Origin of the sequence: Halomonas sp. DP5N14-9 (assembly GCF_019802175.1) — a bacterium.
Classification (GTDB): Bacteria; Pseudomonadota; Gammaproteobacteria; order Pseudomonadales; family Halomonadaceae; genus Halomonas; species Halomonas litopenaei.
Window position 1 is genome coordinate 130,674 of the sequence record NZ_JAHVHR010000010.1, and the last position, 19,229, is coordinate 149,902.

Consider the following 19,229-nt stretch of genomic DNA (forward strand, 5'->3'; position numbering starts at 1 on the left):
ATGGCCCATCGTCTGCGCATCAGGATTCCTGCCATTGCCGCCGTCGTCTTCATTGTCGCCGTGATGGTGACAGGAGGGCTGATCTATGACCGCAACAAGGCGATCTACCACCGAGACGTCGACACCGTCACCTGGACCCTGTATCAGTACGATCGCTCGCTGCGCGATCTGCGGCTGGCCATCTGGGAGCGCGGCGATAGCCGGCTGGACGAGACCCTTTTGGATTTCGAACTGCTGTACGGGCGCTTCATGGTGCTGCTGGAGGGCCAGACGAGCAACTTCCTGGATCGCTACGCGACCGGTCGTGAACTGATCGACGAGCTGGATCGTGGCATGCAACGGCTGGATCGACGCTTCATTGCGGTGGCCGATGGAGACGTCGCCTATGACGCTGCACTGCGACGCGAACTGATAGAGCGTCTCGGCGAAGCGCAGGAACTGAGTCGGCAATTGATGCTGCATCATGGTCGAATCGCCGCGGAAGAGCGCAGCGCGGACATGGGCGTGCTCGGGCGATTGTACATCGCGGTGCTGATCTCGATCCTGCTGTCGCTGATCGCCGGTGGCGTGTTGATTCGTGCGCTGGTGAAGGAGGCGCGTCAGCATCGCCACAAGACCCATTTGCTCGAATCCCAGTCCGAAACCCTGCGCGAGGCCTATCAGCGCATGGAAGTGGCCAATCGCGCGAAGTCCGACTTCATGGCCATCATGAGCCATGAAATCCGCACGCCACTCAACGGCGTGCTGGGCATGGCCGAGCTGCTGCATGACGAACCCTTGAGTGATCAGGGGCGCCGTCAGATAGAAGGGCTGCGTGACAGCGCCGCTGGGCTGCGTTCGGTGATCAATGACGTGCTCGACTACACCCGTATCGAGGCAGGGCACCTGGCGGTCGAACGTCAACCCTTCCACCTGTCGAGAATGCTGGAGCAACTCGCGACCGGCTATCAGACCCAGAGCCGCAGCGGGGTGCAGTTCCTGATGCGTGCCGCTCCCGCCTTGCCCACCTGGGTCGATGGCGACGTGCATCGGCTGCGCCAGGTGCTGATGAATCTGCTCAACAACGCCTTCAAGTTCACCGAAAGTGGCTTTGTGATGCTCAGGGTCTCCGACAATGGGGACGGCCGGCTGACCTTCATGGTCTATGATACCGGCTGCGGTATCGCCCAGCAGGACCAGCAGCGCATCTTCGAGCCCTTTGCCCAGACCGATACCGCCCTGTCACGCCGTCATGAGGGTGCCGGCCTGGGGTTGGCGATCTGCTCGCAGCTGGTCGCGGCCATGGGCGGAGAGCTCAAGGTGGAAAGCCAGCCGGAGTCCGGCAGCCGATTCTGGTTCGATCTTCCCTTGCCGGTGGTGGCGGGGGTGGAAGAGGGTGCTGCCAGCACCGGGCAGCAGGAGCCGCTGGAAAGCCAGCACGTGCTGGTGGTCGAGGACAATGCCCTCAATCGTGAGCTGGTGGCCGCCATGCTGACCAGACTGGGACAGACCTGCGAACTGGTGGGCAATGGCGAGCAGGCGTTGGAGGCCCTGGGCCAACGACGGTTTGATCTGGTCTTGATGGACATGCAGATGCCGGTGATGGACGGGCTGGAGACCACGCGTCGCTGGCGCCAGCACGAAGAGGCTCTACGCGAACAGGGCCAGCGGGTCCAGCGTTTGCCGGTGATCGCGGTGACCGCCAACGTCATGCCCGAGCATCATCGCGCCTGTCTCGATGCGGGAATGGACGACGTCATCGGCAAGCCGTTCTCGCGCAAGGAGCTGTCTGCTGCGCTGCGCCGTTACAGCCGGGTGCACGCGGCACCGAGCTCCGCTGACGCGAGTCCATCAGGTGGCGACAATCCCGGCAGGGGTTGCGATGGCGGGGGTTGCGATGGCAGGGCGAGTGGTCCGGACCGCGGCCTGGATAGCGAGACCTTAGGCGGCACTGTCGAAGCGGCACCCGCCGTCGTTGCCCCGATGCTCGAGGATCGGCCCCGGATCGACGAGACGCTGCTCGCCGGAGACACGGTAGAGGAGCTGCGTCAGGTGATGTCGCCCCAGGGCCTGAGTCGCATGGTGGCCAACTATCTGCAGCGTTTCCCGGAGCGGCTCGAGCAGATGCGAGAGGCGCTGTCTGTCGGCGACCACCAGGCACTCGGTCAGATTGCTCATGACGTCAAGGGCGTCTCTGCTTCGCTGGGCTGCCAGGCCCTGGAGGCGCAGGCCGCCCGAGTGGAGCGCATGGCAAACGACGGCCAGCAGGCGGAACTCGAGACACAGCTCGAGATACTCGCCCGGCTGGGCCCGGCGACCGGCCAGGCTCTGCGATCGGCGGGGCTGTTGCAGACCTGAAAGCGGCCCTGGGCGGGACCCTTCGATGAGGTGACGTCCCGCCGCTGGCGGGGCCTAGACGTCGCCGGGAGCCACGCCGCTGGCCCAACGTTCGTCCGGATGCACCTCATTGGCCGGCATCACCGGATCGTAGCCCTCATGGCGCAGGGCCTCGATGACCTCTCGGGTATGTTCGCTGCCCAGCGTCTCCAGGGTGGCTTCGACCTCGGTGGCGCGCAGCGACAGGTCGGTGAAGGTACGCTGGTGGGTGATGCTGATGACGTTGGCACGCTGCTCGGCGAGCAGTTGGGTCAACTCTGACAGCGAGCCGGGTACGTCGGAGATGCCCACGCGAACGCGCACGATGCGACCAGAGCGCACCAGGCCGCGCTGGATCACCGACGACAACGCCTGCATGTCGATATTGCCGCCGCACAGGACCAGCCCCACCTTGCGACCGCGGAAGCGCTCCGGCTGGCTCAATACGGCAGCGAGTCCCGCCGCACCGGCGCCTTCCGCGACCGTCTTCTCGATCTCCAGGAACATCAGGATCGCCCGCTCGATGGTGGCCTCGTCGACCAGCAGGATGTCACTGACGTGCTCGCGCACCAGTTCTCGCGTGATCTTGCCGGGCTGCTTGACCGCGATCCCCTCGGCAATGGTAGCGAGGCTGCAGTGGATCTTTTCACCCGCCAGCGCCTGCTGCATGGCGGGAAAGCGGGCGGTCTGCACCCCGATGATCTCGATGTCGGGATTGAGTCCCTTGGCGGCCACGGCGTTGCCGCCGATCAGGCCGCCGCCGCCGATGGGGATGACCAGCGCATCCAGATCCGCCACGTCTTCGAGCATCTCCAGCGCGATGGTGCCCTGGCCGGCAATCACGCGCTCGTCGTCGTAGGGGTGGACGAACACATAGCCGTGCTCCTCGGCCAGGCGAGCCGCGTAGTCTCCGGCCTCGTCCACCCCATCACCGACCAGGTGCACTTCGGCGCCAAGGGCCCGGGTATTGCTGACCTTGAGATTGGGAGTGTGGCGCGGCATCACGATGACCGCCCGGATGCCGAGCCTTGAGGCGTGGTAGGCCACTGCCTGAGCGTGGTTGCCGGCCGACATGGCGATGACCCCCCGCTGGCGCTCGTCTTCGGACAGGGACAGCAGGTGGTTGAGGGCGCCGCGTTCCTTGAAGGCGGCGGTGAACTGGTGGTTCTCGAACTTGATGTACAACTCGCAGCCGGCCAGCCGCGACAGCGTGGCGGAATGCAGAAAGGGAGTACGGGCGATATGGCCGACGGTCGCATCGGCGGCACGTCGAATGTCTTCAAGGGTCACACTCATCCGGGATCTCCAGCGGGTAACAGACAGATGGCCGGAGGTCGTCCGGCACAAGGTGTCGCCGGCGGGGTCGCCGGCTCGATCCGAGAGCCAGGCGTGGCCGGCATTGCCGAGGGGAAGGGCGGCGCTCAGTCGGTGGTAGCCGGGTGAGTCGCCGCCTGGCGCATTCGACGGCGCAGGGCGGTCGCCAGGCCGAAGACGTGGTCGTCTTCGCCTCCCATGGCATGCAGGGCGTCTGCCAGGTGCAGCAGGTAGTCGCTGTTGGGGCCGCTGGGGCCATGGGCGTGGGCGATCTGCTCGGCGATGCTGTCATCGGAGGCGTCACCGAGATAGGCCGGGTTGGCATCACCGGCGATGTAGACCAGCCCCTCGGCGGTCCTGGCGGTGGTCAGGCCGTCATCGTCGAGTGGGTCATCGACATCAGGCTGATCATTGTCGGCGAGATCGTTGTCCAGAAAATGCAGCGTGACACGCTCACGCAGATAGCCGTTCTTTTCACGCAGGTCCAGGGGGGCCAACACCTCCGGCCCGATCAGGTAGGCCATGCCCAGGCACCGCGAGCCCGGCTGGTGGATCAGCGTCGCGACGCGACCAGGAGCCTCAGGAGTGCCGCGATGATCGTGGGAGCCCTGCCAGAACCGGCGGGCGTAGCCTTCGATCAGCGCTGGACGACGTGCGCGATAGGCGAAGTCCGCCTTCCAGATCAGCGAGCCGTAGCCGAACAGCCAGATCGCCTCGCGAGAGCCGAAATGGTCCTGGCGTCGATTGGCTTCCCGGGTGTCCGCGCTGACAGGCGTTGGCCGGTTGGAAGGGGAGTCCTGCGGGTGCATCGAAGATCCTTGTCGAATGAAGTCAGACGGACTGGTGGTGCTCGAGTCGATACCGCCACGCCGTCACTGCGCCGGGCAACCGGTTTGTCAGCACAGGAGGCGCGGGTATGATGGTGAGCGCCACGCAAGAAGCCACGAGGGCCAGGTTCCTTGGACCGCCAATAGGCAAATTATCAGCTCCGAAGGCCAGGATGAAGCCCGAATGTCCTGGTCCCTCTTTCGGGTAACGGCCGGTGGCGGCGTCCTGGCACTCCGACAATGATTCATGCAAGACCGAGAAAAAGGAAATGAGGCCATGAGTTTTACCGTCTATCTGTCCGGTGAGATCCACACCGACTGGCGTGAAGAGATCAAGCAGGGAGCCAGAGACGCCGGGCTCGACGTGGTGTTCACCCAGGCGGTGACCGACCATGATGCCAGCGACGCCGCCGGAGACATGCTGGGCGTGCCGGAAAGTGGCTTCTGGCGGGATCACCAGTCTTCCAGGGTCAACGCCATCCGGACCCGGACCCTGATCGAGCAGAGCGATCTGGTGGTGGTGCGCTTCGGTGACAAGTACAAGCAGTGGAACGCGGCCTTCGACGCCGGCTACTGCTCGGCTCTCGGCAAGCCCTATGTGACGCTGCACGGCGAGGACATCGTGCATCCGCTCAAGGAGGTCGATGCCGACGCCCAGGCCTGGGCCACGACCACCGACCAGGTGGTAGAGATCCTGCGCTACGTGCTGCGGGACTGATGTCGGCGCTGCCTCGAGCCTCGCTCGACGGCATCCACTGGCGAGGTTGGGCACTGCATTGCCCAAGGCCGTGGCTTCAGCGATAACGCTCGGGGCAGTAACGACATGGCCCGGAATCCTTAAGGAGGATCCCGGGCCATGTTTCAGGGGCCTTGGCCCCTGGCTGGACGTCCCGTCTGGTGACGGCAGCGGTCGACAGCGCTGTATCAGGCGTTCTGGTCGATGAACTGGGTCAGCTGGGACTTCGACTGGGCACCTACCAGGGATGCCACCTTGGCACCTGACTTGAACAGCATCACGGTGGGGACGCCACGCACGCCCTGCTCGGCGGCGATTTCCGGGGCATCATCGACGTTGATGCTGACGACCTTGAGGGCGCCGTCACGCTCCTCGGCGACTTCATCGACCACCGGTGCCATGACCTTGCAGGGGCCACACCAGGGAGCCCAGAACTTCAGCAATACCGGGGAGTCGGCCTGCAGAACTTCCTGCTCGAAGTTGGCATTGGTGACATCGACATTGTTAGCCATGTGTTTCTCCATCTACGTTGCGCTTCATCGAGCGGAATGTGGGACATGTCTGCCATGTCCGGTGGGACGATGGTAGCGGTCGGCCCATACGCTGGCAAATATTGGGTCGATAGTTTCTTAGTCAGCTTACGAATCGCTGCATCTCATCTCATTATGCTATAAAGTAATCACAAAGGTGGTTTTTTATGGCGCTTTGGCATGTTGTCATGCCCGAGGTCCAGTGCTTGAACCCGGGCAAGGACGCTGTCACGCCGCCAACGCGATGGCTCCAGTCTAGTCCGCTTCCGCGACCACCGTGCCAATCCGTCGACTTCGGACGAGGTAAGCCCCGGCCATGAAATTACAGCAGCTGCGCTATATCTGGGAGGTTTCCCGCCACAACCTGAATGTGTCGGCTACCGCTCAGAGTCTTTTTACCTCTCAGCCAGGCATATCCAAGCAGATTCGTCTGCTGGAAGACGAGCTTGGCGTGGAGATCTTCGCGCGCAGCGGCAAGCACCTGACTCGCGTGACACCCGCAGGGGAGGCGATCATCGAGCTGGCAGGCCAGGTGCTCAGGCTGACCGCCAACATCAAGGATGTGGCCCAGGAACACAGCGACGAGCGGCGGGGCAGCCTGTCCATCGCCACCACCCATACCCAGGCGCGCTACTGCCTGCCGCCGGTGATCCAGAACTTTACCCAGCGCTACCCGGATGTCGCTCTGCATATGCAGCAGGGGACGCCCAAGCAGATCGCTCAGATGGTCAGCGAGGGACAGGCCGACTTCGCCATCGCCACCGAGTCGCTGGAACTGTTCAACGACCTGGTGTTGCTGCCGTGTTATCGCTGGAACCGCTGTATCCTGGTGCCGCGGGATCACCCCCTGGCCGAGGTCGAGCGTCTGGGACTCGACGAACTGGCCAAGCACCCGCTGGTGACCTACGTGTTCGGGTTCACCGGACGCTCGCAGCTCGACGACGCCTTCCGTGCCCGTGGACTCTCTCCCAATGTGGTGTTGACCGCCGCCGACGCCGATGTGATCAAGACCTATGTGCGTCTGGGGCTGGGGGTCGGCATCGTGGCGCACATGGCGGTGGACGAGGTGCTCGATGAGGATCTGGTAGCGCTGGACGCCAGCCATCTGTTCGAGAGCTCCACGACCAAGATCGGTATCCGCCGCGGCACCTTCATGCGTGGCTACATGTATGACTTCCTGCAGCAGTTTGCCGACCATCTGGACCGTGATCTGGTCGACGCTGCCCTGGCAGCGGGACCGCGCCATGAACACGCGCTGTTCGACAAGATCAGCCTGCCGGTGCGCTGACCGCGGCGAGGTGGCGTCAGGCGAGCTTCACTGACGTCGTCATGAACGGAAAGGCCCCGGACTCAAGCGAGTCCGGGGCCTTTGCGATCTTGTGAGGCTGTGCAGCCAGGTACCTCAGAACGTCAACTGGTGGCCGCCTGAGGCAGGTTGAGGGCATGCAGCCCGCATTCCTTGCCACCCTGGTCTTCCCACCACCAGCGACCCTCACGTTCATGCTGGCCCGGCAGAATGGGGCGGGTGCAGGGCGCGCAGCCGATACTGACGTACCCCTTTTCGTGCAGGGCGTTGTAGGGCACATCGAAGGAGCGAATGTAGTTCCACACGTCTTCGCTGGTCCAGTGGGTCAGCGGGTTGATCTTGTAGAGCGGTTGATCGTCACTGCCGAAGGCGGTGTCGCGCTCGGCGATCTGCAGCTTCGAACGGGTGCCCGGGCTCTGGTCCCGACGCTGGCCGGTGACCCACACCGGCAGGCCTGCCAAGCGCTGGCGCAGCGGCGCTACCTTGCGGATGCCGCAGCACTCGTGGTGGCCGTCCTGATAGAAGCTGAACAGTCCCTTCTCGCTGGTCAGCGACTGCACTGCCTGCTGATCGGGGAAGCGAATATCGAGCTCGATATCATAGTGATTGCGGACTCGTTCGAAGAACTCGTAGGTCTCGGCGTGCAGACGCCCGGTGTCCAGGCTGAACACCTTGACCTTGTCCTTGGGCGCGACCTTGAGCGCCAGGTCGACGAGCACCACGTCCTCGGCGCCGGAGAATGACACGGTCAGTTCGCCGAAGGCCTCGTAGGCGGCTTTCAGGATATTCTTGGGTGTCGCCTGGTCATTGGCCAGGACGAATGCATTGGGGTCAAAGGACGTCACGGCGACCTCCACTGGGGGTTTTGCCGATACCCTACCAAAACCCGCCGCCATCGCCCCAATATCGATTGGTTCGGTTCTTATATAGCGTTTATCGATTAGCGGTAAGGTTTCTTATTACTATTTGGCAGGTGTGCCCAGGGCGGCCATCAGATGGCGAATCTTGTCATGGGTCTCTTTATGGTAGGTCCGCCTGTTCCTGTCTAGCGCGAGTCAGTCGCAGTGCCCAGGGCGGCCATTAGATGGCGAATCTTGTCCTGGGTTTCTCTATGGTAGGTCGGCCTGTTCCTGTCTAGCGCGAGTCAGTCGCAGTGCCCAGGGCGGCCATCAGATGGCGAATCTTGTCCTGGGTTTCTTTATGGTAGGTCGGCCTGTTCCTGTCTAGCGCGAGTCAGTCGCAGTGCCCAGGGCGGCCATCAGATGGCGAATCTTGTCCTGGGTTTCTTTATGGTAGGTCGGCCTGTTCCTGTCTAGCGCGAGTCAGTCGCAGTGCCCAGGGCGGCCATTAGATGGCGAATCTTGTCCTGGGTCTCTGTGTACTCGGCCTGTTCCCGAGAATCCGCCACCAGGCCACCACCGCCCCAGATGTGCAGTCGGCCGGCATCGGCGACCAGGGTACGGATGGCGATGGACGTATCCATATGGCCACGCACATCGACGTAGCCGAGGCTACCGCAGTAGGCGCTGCGTCGATCCGGCTCCAGTTCGTCGATGATCTGCATGGCGCGAATCTTGGGGGCGCCGGTGATCGAGCCACCGGGGAAGGCCGCTTCCAGCAGCTTGAGCGGTGGCGTCTCGGCGGGTAGGCGTCCCTTCACCACGCTCACCAGATGGTGAACATTGGCGTAGCTTTCCAGTCCGCACAGTTGGGGGACCTTCACCGTGCCGGGCTGACACACGCGACCCAGATCATTGCGCAGAAGGTCCACGATCATCACGTTCTCGGCACGATCCTTGATGCTCGAGGACAGCTCCTGTGCCAGGGCTGCATCCTCCTGCTCATTGGCCCCCCGTGGCCGTGTTCCCTTGATCGGACGCGTCTCCACCTCGCCCTGGCGGCTTTCGACGAAGCGTTCGGGCGACAGCGACAGCAGCGCCTGTTCGCGCCCTGCGCACTGCCAGGCCATGAAGCCGGCGAAGGGGGTCGGCGTCGCGTCACGCAGGCGGAGATAGGCCTGCCACAGGTCTCCCCGGTAATCCGCCGAATACCGTTGAGCCAGATTGATCTGGTAGCAGTCTCCGGCACGGATATAGTCCTGCACCTTGGCAAAGCGATCGCGGTAGCCCGCTTCGCTCAGGTTGGAGGTGAAGGCGGAGCTCAGCGAAAAGTCGCCGGCAGGTGTCGCTGTCGCCAGCCAGGTCTGTACCTGCTGGCGCCGTTCGGGGGAGGCGACGAGAAGGCAGCGGCGCTCCTGGTGGTCCTGAATCAGCGCCCAGTCATACAGGCCGAGCCGGGCCTGAGGCAGGGCGGTGGCGGTCTGTGAAGGCCCTTCGATTCCCGCCAGTTGCCGGCCCAGGTCGTAGCTCCAGTAGCCGATCAGCCCGCCGACGAAGGGAAGATCAAGCGGCTGGCGTGGACGGGGCAGGCGTTCGAGCAGACGCTGCTGGGCGTCGAAGGCGGAACCCTCGAGGGCCCTGCCGCTCGAGTCTCTGGGCAGACCATGCTGATCGACTTCCAGCCATTCGATGGGGTCGCTCGAGAGGATATCGAATCGTCCGCCGGGGGCCTGGGGCCGGCCGCTGTCCAACAGCACCGCTCCGGGCCTCGAGCGCAGAGACTCGAAATAGCGCAGGGGGGTCGCGTGGTAGGGCAGGGAGGTGGTCTGGAGCTCGGAGTTCATTCGGGGCCTCGGGCGTTGCAGGCGGCATATTCTACGGGCAACGACAGGGCTTGTCGTTGTGGAAGGATGGCGCGAGTCAACGCTGCATTGTCGACAGCACAAGGAAGATGGATGGCATTGTCTACAACCAATGGTTAAGGTTATGAGCCTGATCAGGCCATTGACCCGCGCCTTGGCGTATCTTACATTTCCGTTATCCCAACATTGTCGACAATGATCCCATGACCAGCGCCGAATACGAGACCCCCGCCACCCCCGAAGTCAGAACCCTCGCCGAGCGGGTCTTTCATCAATTGCAGGACGCCATCGTCCGGGGAGAACTGGCGCCGGGCAGCAAGATCACCGAGCCGGGACTGTCCAAGGCCTACGGTATTTCTCGTGGGCCGCTGCGCGAGGCCATGCGACGACTCGAGGCTCACCGGCTGATCGAACGAGTACCCCATGTGGGTGCCAGGGTGGTCAAGCTGTCCATGAAGGAGCTGATGGAGCTGTTCGACGTGCGCGAGGCGCTGGAAAGCATGGCCGCCAGGATCGCCGCCGAGCATATGACCGCCAGCGAGATCGCCGGCCTCCGAGAAGTGCTGGCGGTGCACGAGAAGCAGGCTGATCTGGCCAGCGGTGAGGCCTACTATCAGCGCGAGGGCGACCTGGATTTCCACTATCGTATCGTGGTGGGCAGCCACAATCGCATGCTGATGGCCCTCTTGTGCGACGACCTCTATTACCTGGTCCGGATGTATCGCACCCAGTTCAGCGCCAGCGGTGCACGTCCGCAGAAGGCCTTCGTCGAGCACCACCGTATCGTCGACGCCATCGAGGCGGGTGACGCCGAGCTGGCTGAGCTGCTGATGCGTCGCCACGTCAGCGCCTCCCGCGAGAACGTGATGGCGCGCTACGCCGCCTCGCTGGAGGGGCGCGACGAACCCCAGGTGGTCGCCGGCAACGGCCTGGTGACCTGATCTTACTTTCCCCTGACTGGAGCCCCCCATGACATCCTCGTCCACTTCGACCCCTGGTGCCCGCTTTCGTGCGGCGCTCAACGCCAATAGCCCGCTGCCCATCGTCGGCACCATCAACGCCTACACCGCGATGCTGGCCGAGCGGGTCGGGCATCAGGCGATCTATCTGTCCGGCGGTGGCGTTGCCAATGCTTCCTTCGGGTTGCCGGACCTGGGCATGACCACCATGAACGATGTGGTGGAAGACGCCCATCGCATCTGCGGGGCCAGTGACCTTCCGCTGTTGGTGGATATCGATACCGGCTGGGGGGGCGCCTTCAATATCGGGCGTACAGTCAAGGAGATGCAGCGGGCTGGGGTCGCTGCCGTGCACCTGGAAGACCAGGTGGCGCAGAAGCGCTGTGGCCATCGCCCCAACAAGGCGATCGTGTCCCAGCAGGAGATGGTGGATCGGGTCAAGGCTGCTGCCGACGCGCGCATCGATCCGGAGTTCTACCTGATCGCCCGTACCGATGCCTTCCAGAAGGAAGGACTCGACGCGGCCATCGACCGCGCCAACGCCTGCATCGAGGCCGGTGCCGATGCGATCTTCGCCGAGGCGGTGCACACCCTCGACGACTATCGCGCCTTCTGCGAGCGGGTGGATGCCCCGATCCTGGCCAACATCACCGAATTCGGCGCCACCCCGCTGTTCAGTCAGCAGGAACTGGCCGAGGTGGGGTGCAGCATGGTGCTCTACCCGCTGTCGGCGTTCCGCGCCATGAACGCTGCCGCGCTCAAGGTCTACCAGAGCATTCACGACAACGGACACCAGCGCGACGTGGTCGACACCATGCAGACCCGCGATGAGCTCTACGACGTGCTGGGCTACCACGACTTCGAGCGCAAGCTCGACGCGCTGTTCGACGAGGCCAAGGACTGAGAGACCCTCGGGCGTCCAGCACGCCTTTCATGCCTTTCTATAATAACGACCAATGACGAAAATGGAGATACGCCATGGCTGATAAACCGATTGGAGGAGCCGGTCTGCGGGGACAGAGCGCCGGTGCGACTGCACTGTGCACTGTGGGCCAGAGTGGCTCGGGCCTGACCTATCGCGGCTACGACATCAAGGAACTGGCGGATAAGGCCCGCTTCGAGGAGGTGGCCTACCTGCTGCTCAAGGGCAAGTTGCCCAACCAGAGCGAGCTGGACGCCTACATCACCAAGTTGAAGGGCCTGCGCGGTCTGCCCGAGGCGCTCAAGACGGTGCTCGAGCAGATCCCGGCGGACGCCCACCCGATGGACGTGATGCGTACCGGTGCTTCGATGCTCGGCAACCTGGAAACCGAGGCCGACTTCAGCCAGCAGCAGGACGTCTCCGATCGCCTCTTGGCGGCGCTGCCCTCGATCATCTGCTACTGGTACCGCTTCAGCCATGATGGCGTGCGCATCGACACCGAGACCGACGATGAGTCGGTGGGCGGGCACTTCCTGCACCTGCTGCGTGACGAGCCGGCCTCCGAGCTGCATGCCAGGGTGATGAACGTCTCGCTGATCCTCTACGCCGAGCACGAGTTCAACGCCTCGACCTTTACCGCTCGTGTCTGTGCATCGACCCTGTCCGACATGCATTCCTGCGTCACCGGGGCCATCGGCTCCCTGCGTGGCCCGCTGCATGGCGGCGCCAACGAGGCGGCGATGGCGATGATCGAGAACTGGCAGAGCGCCGAAGAAGCTGAACGCGAGACCCTCGGCATGCTCGAGCGCAAGGAAAAGATCATGGGCTTCGGACACGCCATCTATCGCGAGTCCGACCCGCGCAACGCCATCATCAAGCACTGGTCGAAGAAGCTCGCCGACGACGTGGGCGACACCCGCCTGTACCCGGTGTCCGAGCGGGTCGAAGCGGTGATGTGGCGCGAGAAGAAGCTGTTCTGCAACGCCGACTTCTTCCACGCCAGCGCCTATCACTTCATGGATATCCCGACCAAGCTGTTCACCCCGATCTTCGTGTGTTCTCGGGTGACTGGCTGGTGCGCCCACGTGTTCGAGCAGCGCGAGAACAACCGCATCATCCGCCCCAGCGCCGACTACACCGGCCCGGCCCACAGCGAATGGGTACCCATCGAAGAGCGTGACTGAGCCCGGGGCTCTCCCGAAGGTACCCCAACGGTATCCCGAGGCTCGAGCGGCGGGGCGCGCGCATGGTCATGGTTGTGGTCATGGTCATGCGCAGGCACAAGTGGCTCCGCCGCCTTCCTACCATATTCGCGCCGCGAGGGCCGTGCCCTCGGGCGCCCGAGACCGTGACGCCCATGAACACCGACTATCGCAAGCCCCTGCCGGGGACTGACCTTGACTACTTCGATACCCGGGAGGCGGTGGACGCCATCTCTCCCGGCGCCTACGACCGACTGCCCTACACCTCCCGAGTGCTGGCCGAGAACCTGGTGCGCCGCTGTCCACCGGAGGATCTCACGGCGGCGCTGTCCCAGATCATCGAGCGCAAGCGCGAACTCGACTTTCCCTGGTTCCCCGCGCGGGTGGTGTGCCACGACATCCTCGGGCAGACGGCGCTGGTCGACCTGGCCGGCCTGCGTGACGCCATCGCCGAGAAGGGTGGTGATCCGGCCAAGGTCAATCCGGTGGTGCCGACCCAGCTGATCGTCGACCATTCGCTGGCGGTGGAGCACCCGGGATTCGAGGAGGGCGCCTTCGACAAGAACCGCGCCATCGAGGATCGGCGCAACGAGGACCGCTTCCACTTCATCAACTGGACCCGCGAAGCCTTCGAGAACGTCGACGTGATCCCCCCCGGCAACGGCATCATGCACCAGATCAACCTGGAGAAGATGTCGCCGGTGATCCAGGCCCGTGATGGCGTGGCCTTCCCCGACACCCTGGTGGGCACCGACAGTCACACGCCCCACGTGGACGCCCTCGGCGTGATCGCCGTCGGGGTGGGTGGGCTCGAGGCCGAAAGCGTGATGCTGGGGCGTGCCTCCTACATGCGACTGCCTGACATCGTCGGGGTGGAGCTCAGCGGCAAGCCCCAGCCCGGCATCACCGCCACCGATATCGTGCTGGCGCTGACCGAATACCTGCGCAGCGAACGGGTGGTGTCGAGCTATCTCGAGTTCTTCGGTGAAGGCGCGGGGCACCTGACACTGGGTGATCGTGCCACCATCTCCAACATGACGCCGGAGTATGGCGCCACCGCCGCGATGTTCTACATCGACGATCAGACCCTCGACTACCTCAAGCTGACCGGGCGCGAGCCGGAGCAGATCGAACTGGTGGAGACCTACGCCAAGGCCGCCGGCCTGTGGGCCGACAGCCTCGTCAACGCCGACTACGAAAGGGTGTTGCACTTCGACCTGTCCAAGGTGGAGCGCACCCTGGCGGGGCCTTCGAGTCCGCACAACCGGGTCTCTACCCGAGAGCTTGCCAGTCGCGGCATCGCTGCCCCCTACGAGCAGAAGGACGGCGAGATGCCCGATGGCGCAGTGATCATCGCCGCCATCACCAGCTGTACCAATACCTCCAATCCGCGCAACGTCATCGCCGCGGGGCTTCTGGCCAAGCGCGCCAACGCGCTGGGCCTGACCCGCAAGCCCTGGGTCAAGACCTCGCTGGCGCCGGGGTCCAAGGCGGTGCAGCTGTATCTGGAGGAGTCGAACCTGCTCGGTGAGCTCGAGCAGCTCGGCTTCGGCATTGTTGGCTTTGCCTGCACCACCTGCAACGGCATGAGTGGTGCGCTCGATCCGGTGATTCAAAAGGAGGTGGTCGAGCGTGATCTCTACGCCACCGCCGTGCTGTCGGGTAACCGCAACTTCGATGGGCGTATCCACCCCTACGCCAAGCAGGCGTTTCTGGCCTCTCCGCCGCTGGTGGTGGCCTACGCCATCGCCGGCAGCGTGCGCTTCGATATCGAGAAGGACGCCTTGGGCGAAGACGACGAGGGCAACCCGATCACTCTGAAGGATCTGTGGCCGGCGGATGACGAGATCGATGCGATCATCGCCGAGAGCGTCAAGCCGGAGCACTTCCGCGACGTCTACATCCCGATGTTCGACACCACCTTCGACAGGTCGAAGGACATCAGCCCGCTGTACGACTGGCGCGAGATGAGCACCTATATCCGGCGTCCGCCGTACTGGGAGGGTGCGCTGGCCGCCGAGCGCTCGCTGACCGGGCTGCGCGCCCTGGCGGTGCTGGGGGACAACATCACCACCGACCACCTGTCGCCGTCCAATGCCATCCTGCCGACCAGCGCGGCGGGGGAGTACCTGGCCAAGATGGGCCTGCCGGAGGAGGACTTCAATTCCTACGCCACCCATCGAGGTGATCACCTGACCGCCCAGCGGGCGACCTTCGCCAACCCCAAGCTGATCAACGAAATGGCGGTGGTCGACGGTGAGGTCAAGCAGGGCTCACTGGCTCGCCTCGAGCCCGAGGGCGAAGTCATGCGCATGTGGGAGGCCATCGAGACCTACATGGCGCGCAAGCAGCCGCTGATCGTGATCGCCGGGGCCGACTATGGTCAGGGTTCCTCCCGTGACTGGGCCGCCAAGGGTGTGCGTCTGGCCGGTGTCGAGGTTATCGTGGCCGAGGGCTTTGAGCGCATCCACCGCACCAACCTGATCGGCATGGGGGTACTGCCGCTGCAGTTCGAGGAGGGGACCACGCGCAAGACCCTCGGCATCGACGGCAGCGAGACCTTCGATGTCCGCGGCGACATCCAGCCGGGGGCCAGCCTGACCCTGGTGATCAAGCGGCGTGACGGAGAAAGCGTCGAGGTGCCGGTGACCTGTCGTCTCGACACCTTCGAGGAGCTGTCGATCTACGAAGCCGGTGGCGTGCTGCAGCGTTTCGCCCAGGACTTCCTCGAATCGGAGGTGGCGTGATGGCCGGTTTTGCTCCGCAGCTCCGCATTCCCGCCATCTACATGCGTGGCGGCACCAGCAAGGGTACCTTCCTGCGCAAGGATGACCTGCCCGAGGCCGCGCGTGAGCCCGGCCCCGTGCGCGACGCCCTGCTGATGCGTCTGGTCGGTAGCCCCGATCCCTACGCCAAGCACACCGACGGCATGGGTGGCGCCACCTCCAGCACCAGCAAGGTGGTCATCGTCAGCGCCAGCGAGTCGCCGGATCACGATGTCGACTACCTGTTCGGCCAGGTGGCCATCGACAAGGCCTTTGTCGACTGGAGCGGTAACTGCGGCAACCTGTCCTCGGCGGTCGGTCCCTTCGCCATCGAGAGCGGACTGATCCCGCCTGAGCGAATTCCTGCCGACGGAGAGGTGGAGGTACGCATCTGGCAGGCCAACATCGAAAAGACCATCGTCGCCCGAGTGCCGATACAGGACGGTCAGGTGCAGGAAAGCGGTGACTTCGAACTCGACGGCGTGGCCTTCCCTGCCGCCGAGATCGGCCTGGCCTTCAAGGACCCCGCCGACGGCGAAGGGCGGATGTTCCCGACAGGCCAGGTGGTGGACGAACTCGAGGTGCCCGAGGAGGTGGTGGCCGGAGGTCGCCTTCAGGCAACCCTGATCAATGCCGGCATTCCGACCATCTTCGTCAGGGCGGCCGACCTTGGCTATGACGGCACCGAGCTTCAGGACGATATCAATTCAGACCCCGCCACCCTCGATCGGCTCGAGACGCTACGGGCCCACGGCGCGCTGAAGATGGGACTGATCTCGAGACTCGAGGAGGCCGCGAGCCGTCAGCACACGCCGAAGCTGGCCTTCGTCGCCTCGCCTCGGGGCTACCGGGCGTCCAGCGGCAAGCAGATCGACGAAGGCGATATCGATCTGCTGGTGCGGGCCATGTCCATGGGCAAGCTGCATCACGCCATGATGGGCACCGCGGCCGTGGCCATCGGAGTGGCCGCCGCGGTGCCGGGGACCCTGGTCAGCCAGGCTGCCGGCGGCGACGAGGGGCGCAGTTCGGTGGTCTTCGGTCATCCCTCCGGCACCCTGCGGGTCGGGGCGCGAGCTGAACAGCTGGACGGGGAATGGACCGCCACGGAGGCGACCATGAGCCGCAGTGCCCGCATTTTGATGGAGGGCAAGGTCAGGGTGCCGGCGGACGTCCTCGATTCATAACGCTCTCGACCGATGAAGCCCGCCAGTGTCGATACTGGCGCCAGTGGCGCACCACGACGATACTGACAACGGACCTTTTGCATTAGCGCCGCCGCCAGGCGGCGCTGTCGTTCTCCCCCATTCTCGAACCTCTCGCCATCCGCCCACGCTGGTCCTCGGACTCCCGGCCTCTGCCCTGATACAGGCACAGGCTCAGGCACTGGCTCAGGTACAGGCACGCCGGCAGCGGGCGATAGCGCTCACTGGAAGGAGGCAGACATGAGCACCGTCGAATCCAATGTTCGTCCCGACTACGACGACGAACTCAAGGCCATCGCCGACTATGCGCTGGACGCCGTCATCGATAGTGACGAGGCCTTCGATACGGCGCGCCACTGCCTGATGGATACCTTGGGCTGTGGCCTGCTTGCATTGCGCTTCCCAGAATGCACCAAGCATCTGGGGCCGCTGGTGGAAGGCACCCAGGTGCCATGTGGCTCGCGGGTGCCTGGCACGTCCTATCGACTGGACCCGATCAAGGCGGCCTTCGATATCGGAGCCATGGTGCGCTGGCTGGACTACAACGATACCTGGCTCGCGGCGGAGTGGGGGCACCCGTCGGACAATCTGGGCGGTATCCTGGCGGTGGCCGACCATCTCTCACAGTGCCGCGTGGCCAGAGGCGAAGCCCCGTTGGTCATGCACGAGGTGCTCGATGCGATGATACGGGCACACGAGATACAGGGCGTGCTGGCACTGGAGAACTCGTTCAATCGTGTCGGACTGGACCACGTGCTACTGGTCAAGGTGGCGTCCACTGCCGCTATCGCCAGGCTGCGCGGCGCCAGTCGTGAGCAGACGCTGTCGGCGCTATCCCATGCCTTCGTCGACGGTCAGAGCCTGCGCACCTACCGCCATGCTCCCAATGCCGGTTCGCGCAAGAGCTGGGCCGCCGGTGACGCCACCTCGCGGGCGGCGCGTCTGGTGGACATCGCGATGCGCGGGGAAATGGGCATACCCGGCGTCCTGAGCGCTCCCCATTGGGGCTTCTGTGATGTCTCCTTCAGTCACTCCAATCGTGATCTCTCGCTGAAACCCGAGGACACCCGGCGTCTACGTCTGCCTCAGTCGTTTGGCAGCTACGTGATGGAGAACATCCTGTTCAAGCTTTCCTTCCCCGCAGAGTTTCATGCCCAGACGGCCTGCGAGGCGGCGGTCACCCTGCACCCCGAGGTCAAGGGGCGGCTGGATGAGATCGAGCGCATCGAGCTGACTACCCATGAGTCGGCAATACGCATCATCTCCAAGGAAGGGGCGCTGGCCAACCCGGCAGATCGAGACCACTGCCTGCAGTACATGGTGGCGGTACCGCTGATGCTGGGTGAGCTTCAGGCCGAGCACTACGAGGATGACTTTCATCAGGCTCATCCGGAGATCGATGAGCTGCGGGCAAGGATGGTGGTCGTCGAGGACGAGGGCTATACACGGGACTATCTGGACCCGGACAAGCGATCGATCGCCAACGCGGTCAGGGTGGTGTTCACCGATGGTAGTGCGACCGACAAGGTGGAGGTGGCCTATCCCATTGGTCATCGCCGTCGTCGCGAAGAGGGCATGGCGGTGCTCGAGGCCAAGTGTCGACGCCACCTGGCCACCCGATTCGCCCCCGGACGTTGCGACGAGATCATGACGCTGTATCAGGACGCCGAGCGCCTGGCGACGACGCCGGTCCATCGCTTTGTCGATCTGCTGGTGCTGTAGAGACCAACGAGGGGAGGGCGGTGGCTTGGGCAGCGTGGGCAGCGCTGTCCCCGGGCGTACCCATGGGCCTGCAAAATCCGTCGCCGGGCAGGCTTAGCCTTTGGTCGAAATTTTTTTACACGAAGTGCTTGCCAAGGCCGGCCTCGATCCGTAAAGTACGCATCCGCTGCCGGCGACGAGCAAACGTCACAGGCGGTGAAGAGTGGTAAAAGTGATTGTTTTGAAAAGGCTTTTTTAAGTCTTAGAAAAATTCTCCACTTGACGGGCAACGAGAAATCGGTAAAATGCTCGCCACTCGATCGGAGTCGTCGGGACGGCATCGCAGGATGTGCGTCAGGCTCGCTTCGCTTTTTCTTGGGTCCTGCAGGCATCGCTTGTACGGCGAAAAAGAAAGCCTTGACGAAACGCTTCGGTTCTGTAGAATACGCCTTCCTCGCAGGGCGCTGTGACAAGGGCTCGGGTTAAAGATTCGGGCTGCGGCGCAGCAAAGCGAGACGCTCTTCCGGCTAGGTGCCGCGAGAGCAGCTCTTTAAGCTCTCTATAGAGCCCAGAGCACGCTCTTTAATAATTTGATCAGGTAATTCATGTGGGCGCTTGCCGATGAGTCAGTGACACTGTCACTGAAATATCAAGGCAAGCGACTCGTCAAACGAGACGTTTGAACCTTGAGCCAAGTTTGGTCCGCTTA

The 19,229-nt window shown here is 63.8% G+C and carries 14 protein-coding genes; 9 read left to right on the forward strand and 5 right to left on the reverse strand.

Going from position 1 to position 19,229, the window contains the following annotated elements; genetic code table 11:
- Positions 1 to 2,337, forward strand: coding sequence for an ATP-binding protein (locus tag KUW00_RS08675; RefSeq protein ID WP_222568832.1), 2,337 nt, complete (start codon positions 1 to 3; stop codon positions 2,335 to 2,337).
- Positions 2,338 to 2,391: 54 nt separating this feature from the next.
- Here KUW00_RS08675 and KUW00_RS08680 read toward each other — a convergent pair whose 3' ends face one another.
- Together KUW00_RS08680 and KUW00_RS08685 are read right to left on the reverse strand one after the other, a co-directional pair.
- The gene (locus KUW00_RS08680; protein WP_124803013.1) at positions 2,392 to 3,651 is read right to left on the reverse strand and encodes a threonine ammonia-lyase; all 1,260 of its coding nucleotides are present in this window, start codon (positions 3,649 to 3,651) and stop codon (positions 2,392 to 2,394) included.
- Positions 3,652 to 3,776: 125 nt separating this feature from the next.
- On the reverse strand, positions 3,777 to 4,478 hold the full coding sequence (locus KUW00_RS08685) for a gamma-glutamylcyclotransferase (protein ID WP_108133823.1): 702 nt from the start codon (positions 4,476 to 4,478) through the stop codon (positions 3,777 to 3,779).
- 295 nt (positions 4,479 to 4,773) lie between these two features.
- Here KUW00_RS08685 and KUW00_RS08690 point away from each other — a divergent pair, with 295 nt between their 5' ends.
- The gene (locus KUW00_RS08690) at positions 4,774 to 5,214 is read left to right on the forward strand and encodes a YtoQ family protein (protein WP_045993777.1); all 441 of its coding nucleotides are present in this window, start codon (positions 4,774 to 4,776) and stop codon (positions 5,212 to 5,214) included.
- A 206-nt stretch (positions 5,215 to 5,420) separates the two neighbouring features.
- Here KUW00_RS08690 and trxA read toward each other — a convergent pair whose 3' ends face one another.
- Positions 5,421 to 5,744 carry a thioredoxin gene (gene trxA / locus KUW00_RS08695; protein ID WP_045993776.1) on the reverse strand — a complete coding sequence of 108 codons (324 nt, stop codon included), beginning with the start codon at positions 5,742 to 5,744 and terminating at the stop codon, positions 5,421 to 5,423.
- A 334-nt stretch (positions 5,745 to 6,078) separates the two neighbouring features.
- Here trxA and cysB point away from each other — a divergent pair, with 334 nt between their 5' ends.
- Entirely contained in the window at positions 6,079 to 7,050 is a 972-nt protein-coding gene (gene cysB, locus KUW00_RS08700; protein WP_124803011.1) for an HTH-type transcriptional regulator CysB, read from the forward strand.
- A 122-nt stretch (positions 7,051 to 7,172) separates the two neighbouring features.
- Here the strand turns inward: cysB and KUW00_RS08705 are convergent, their stop codons facing one another.
- Both KUW00_RS08705 and pabB read right to left on the reverse strand, forming a co-directional pair.
- Positions 7,173 to 7,964, reverse strand: a complete 792-nt coding sequence (locus KUW00_RS08705) for a phosphoadenylyl-sulfate reductase (protein ID WP_222568833.1) — start codon at positions 7,962 to 7,964, stop codon at positions 7,173 to 7,175.
- A 416-nt stretch (positions 7,965 to 8,380) separates the two neighbouring features.
- Entirely contained in the window at positions 8,381 to 9,751 is a 1,371-nt protein-coding gene (gene pabB / locus KUW00_RS08710; protein ID WP_222568834.1) for an aminodeoxychorismate synthase component I, read from the reverse strand.
- A 221-nt stretch (positions 9,752 to 9,972) separates the two neighbouring features.
- Here pabB and KUW00_RS08715 point away from each other — a divergent pair, with 221 nt between their 5' ends.
- The 6 genes from KUW00_RS08715 (at position 9,973) to KUW00_RS08740 (ending at position 18,541) form a co-directional block, all read left to right on the forward strand.
- Complete coding sequence (locus tag KUW00_RS08715; RefSeq protein ID WP_045993772.1) at positions 9,973 to 10,710, forward strand: GntR family transcriptional regulator; 738 nt, start codon at positions 9,973 to 9,975, stop codon at positions 10,708 to 10,710.
- A gap of 28 nt (positions 10,711 to 10,738) precedes the next feature.
- Entirely contained in the window at positions 10,739 to 11,632 is an 894-nt protein-coding gene (prpB, locus tag KUW00_RS08720) for a methylisocitrate lyase (protein WP_222568835.1), read from the forward strand.
- Positions 11,633 to 11,706: 74 nt separating this feature from the next.
- Positions 11,707 to 12,834 (forward strand): 2-methylcitrate synthase, encoded by a 1,128-nt coding sequence (gene prpC / locus KUW00_RS08725; RefSeq protein ID WP_213231206.1) that lies wholly within the window; start codon positions 11,707 to 11,709, stop codon positions 12,832 to 12,834.
- 173 nt (positions 12,835 to 13,007) lie between these two features.
- Positions 13,008 to 15,599 (forward strand): Fe/S-dependent 2-methylisocitrate dehydratase AcnD, encoded by a 2,592-nt coding sequence (acnD, locus tag KUW00_RS08730; protein ID WP_222568836.1) that lies wholly within the window; start codon positions 13,008 to 13,010, stop codon positions 15,597 to 15,599.
- Positions 15,599 to 16,801, forward strand: a complete 1,203-nt coding sequence (gene prpF / locus KUW00_RS08735) for a 2-methylaconitate cis-trans isomerase PrpF (protein WP_222568837.1) — start codon at positions 15,599 to 15,601, stop codon at positions 16,799 to 16,801. Before acnD ends, prpF begins: the two co-directional genes overlap by 1 nt.
- A gap of 258 nt (positions 16,802 to 17,059) precedes the next feature.
- The gene (locus tag KUW00_RS08740) at positions 17,060 to 18,541 is read left to right on the forward strand and encodes a bifunctional 2-methylcitrate dehydratase/aconitate hydratase (RefSeq protein ID WP_222568838.1); all 1,482 of its coding nucleotides are present in this window, start codon (positions 17,060 to 17,062) and stop codon (positions 18,539 to 18,541) included.
- The last annotated feature ends 688 nt before the right edge of the window (positions 18,542 to 19,229 follow it).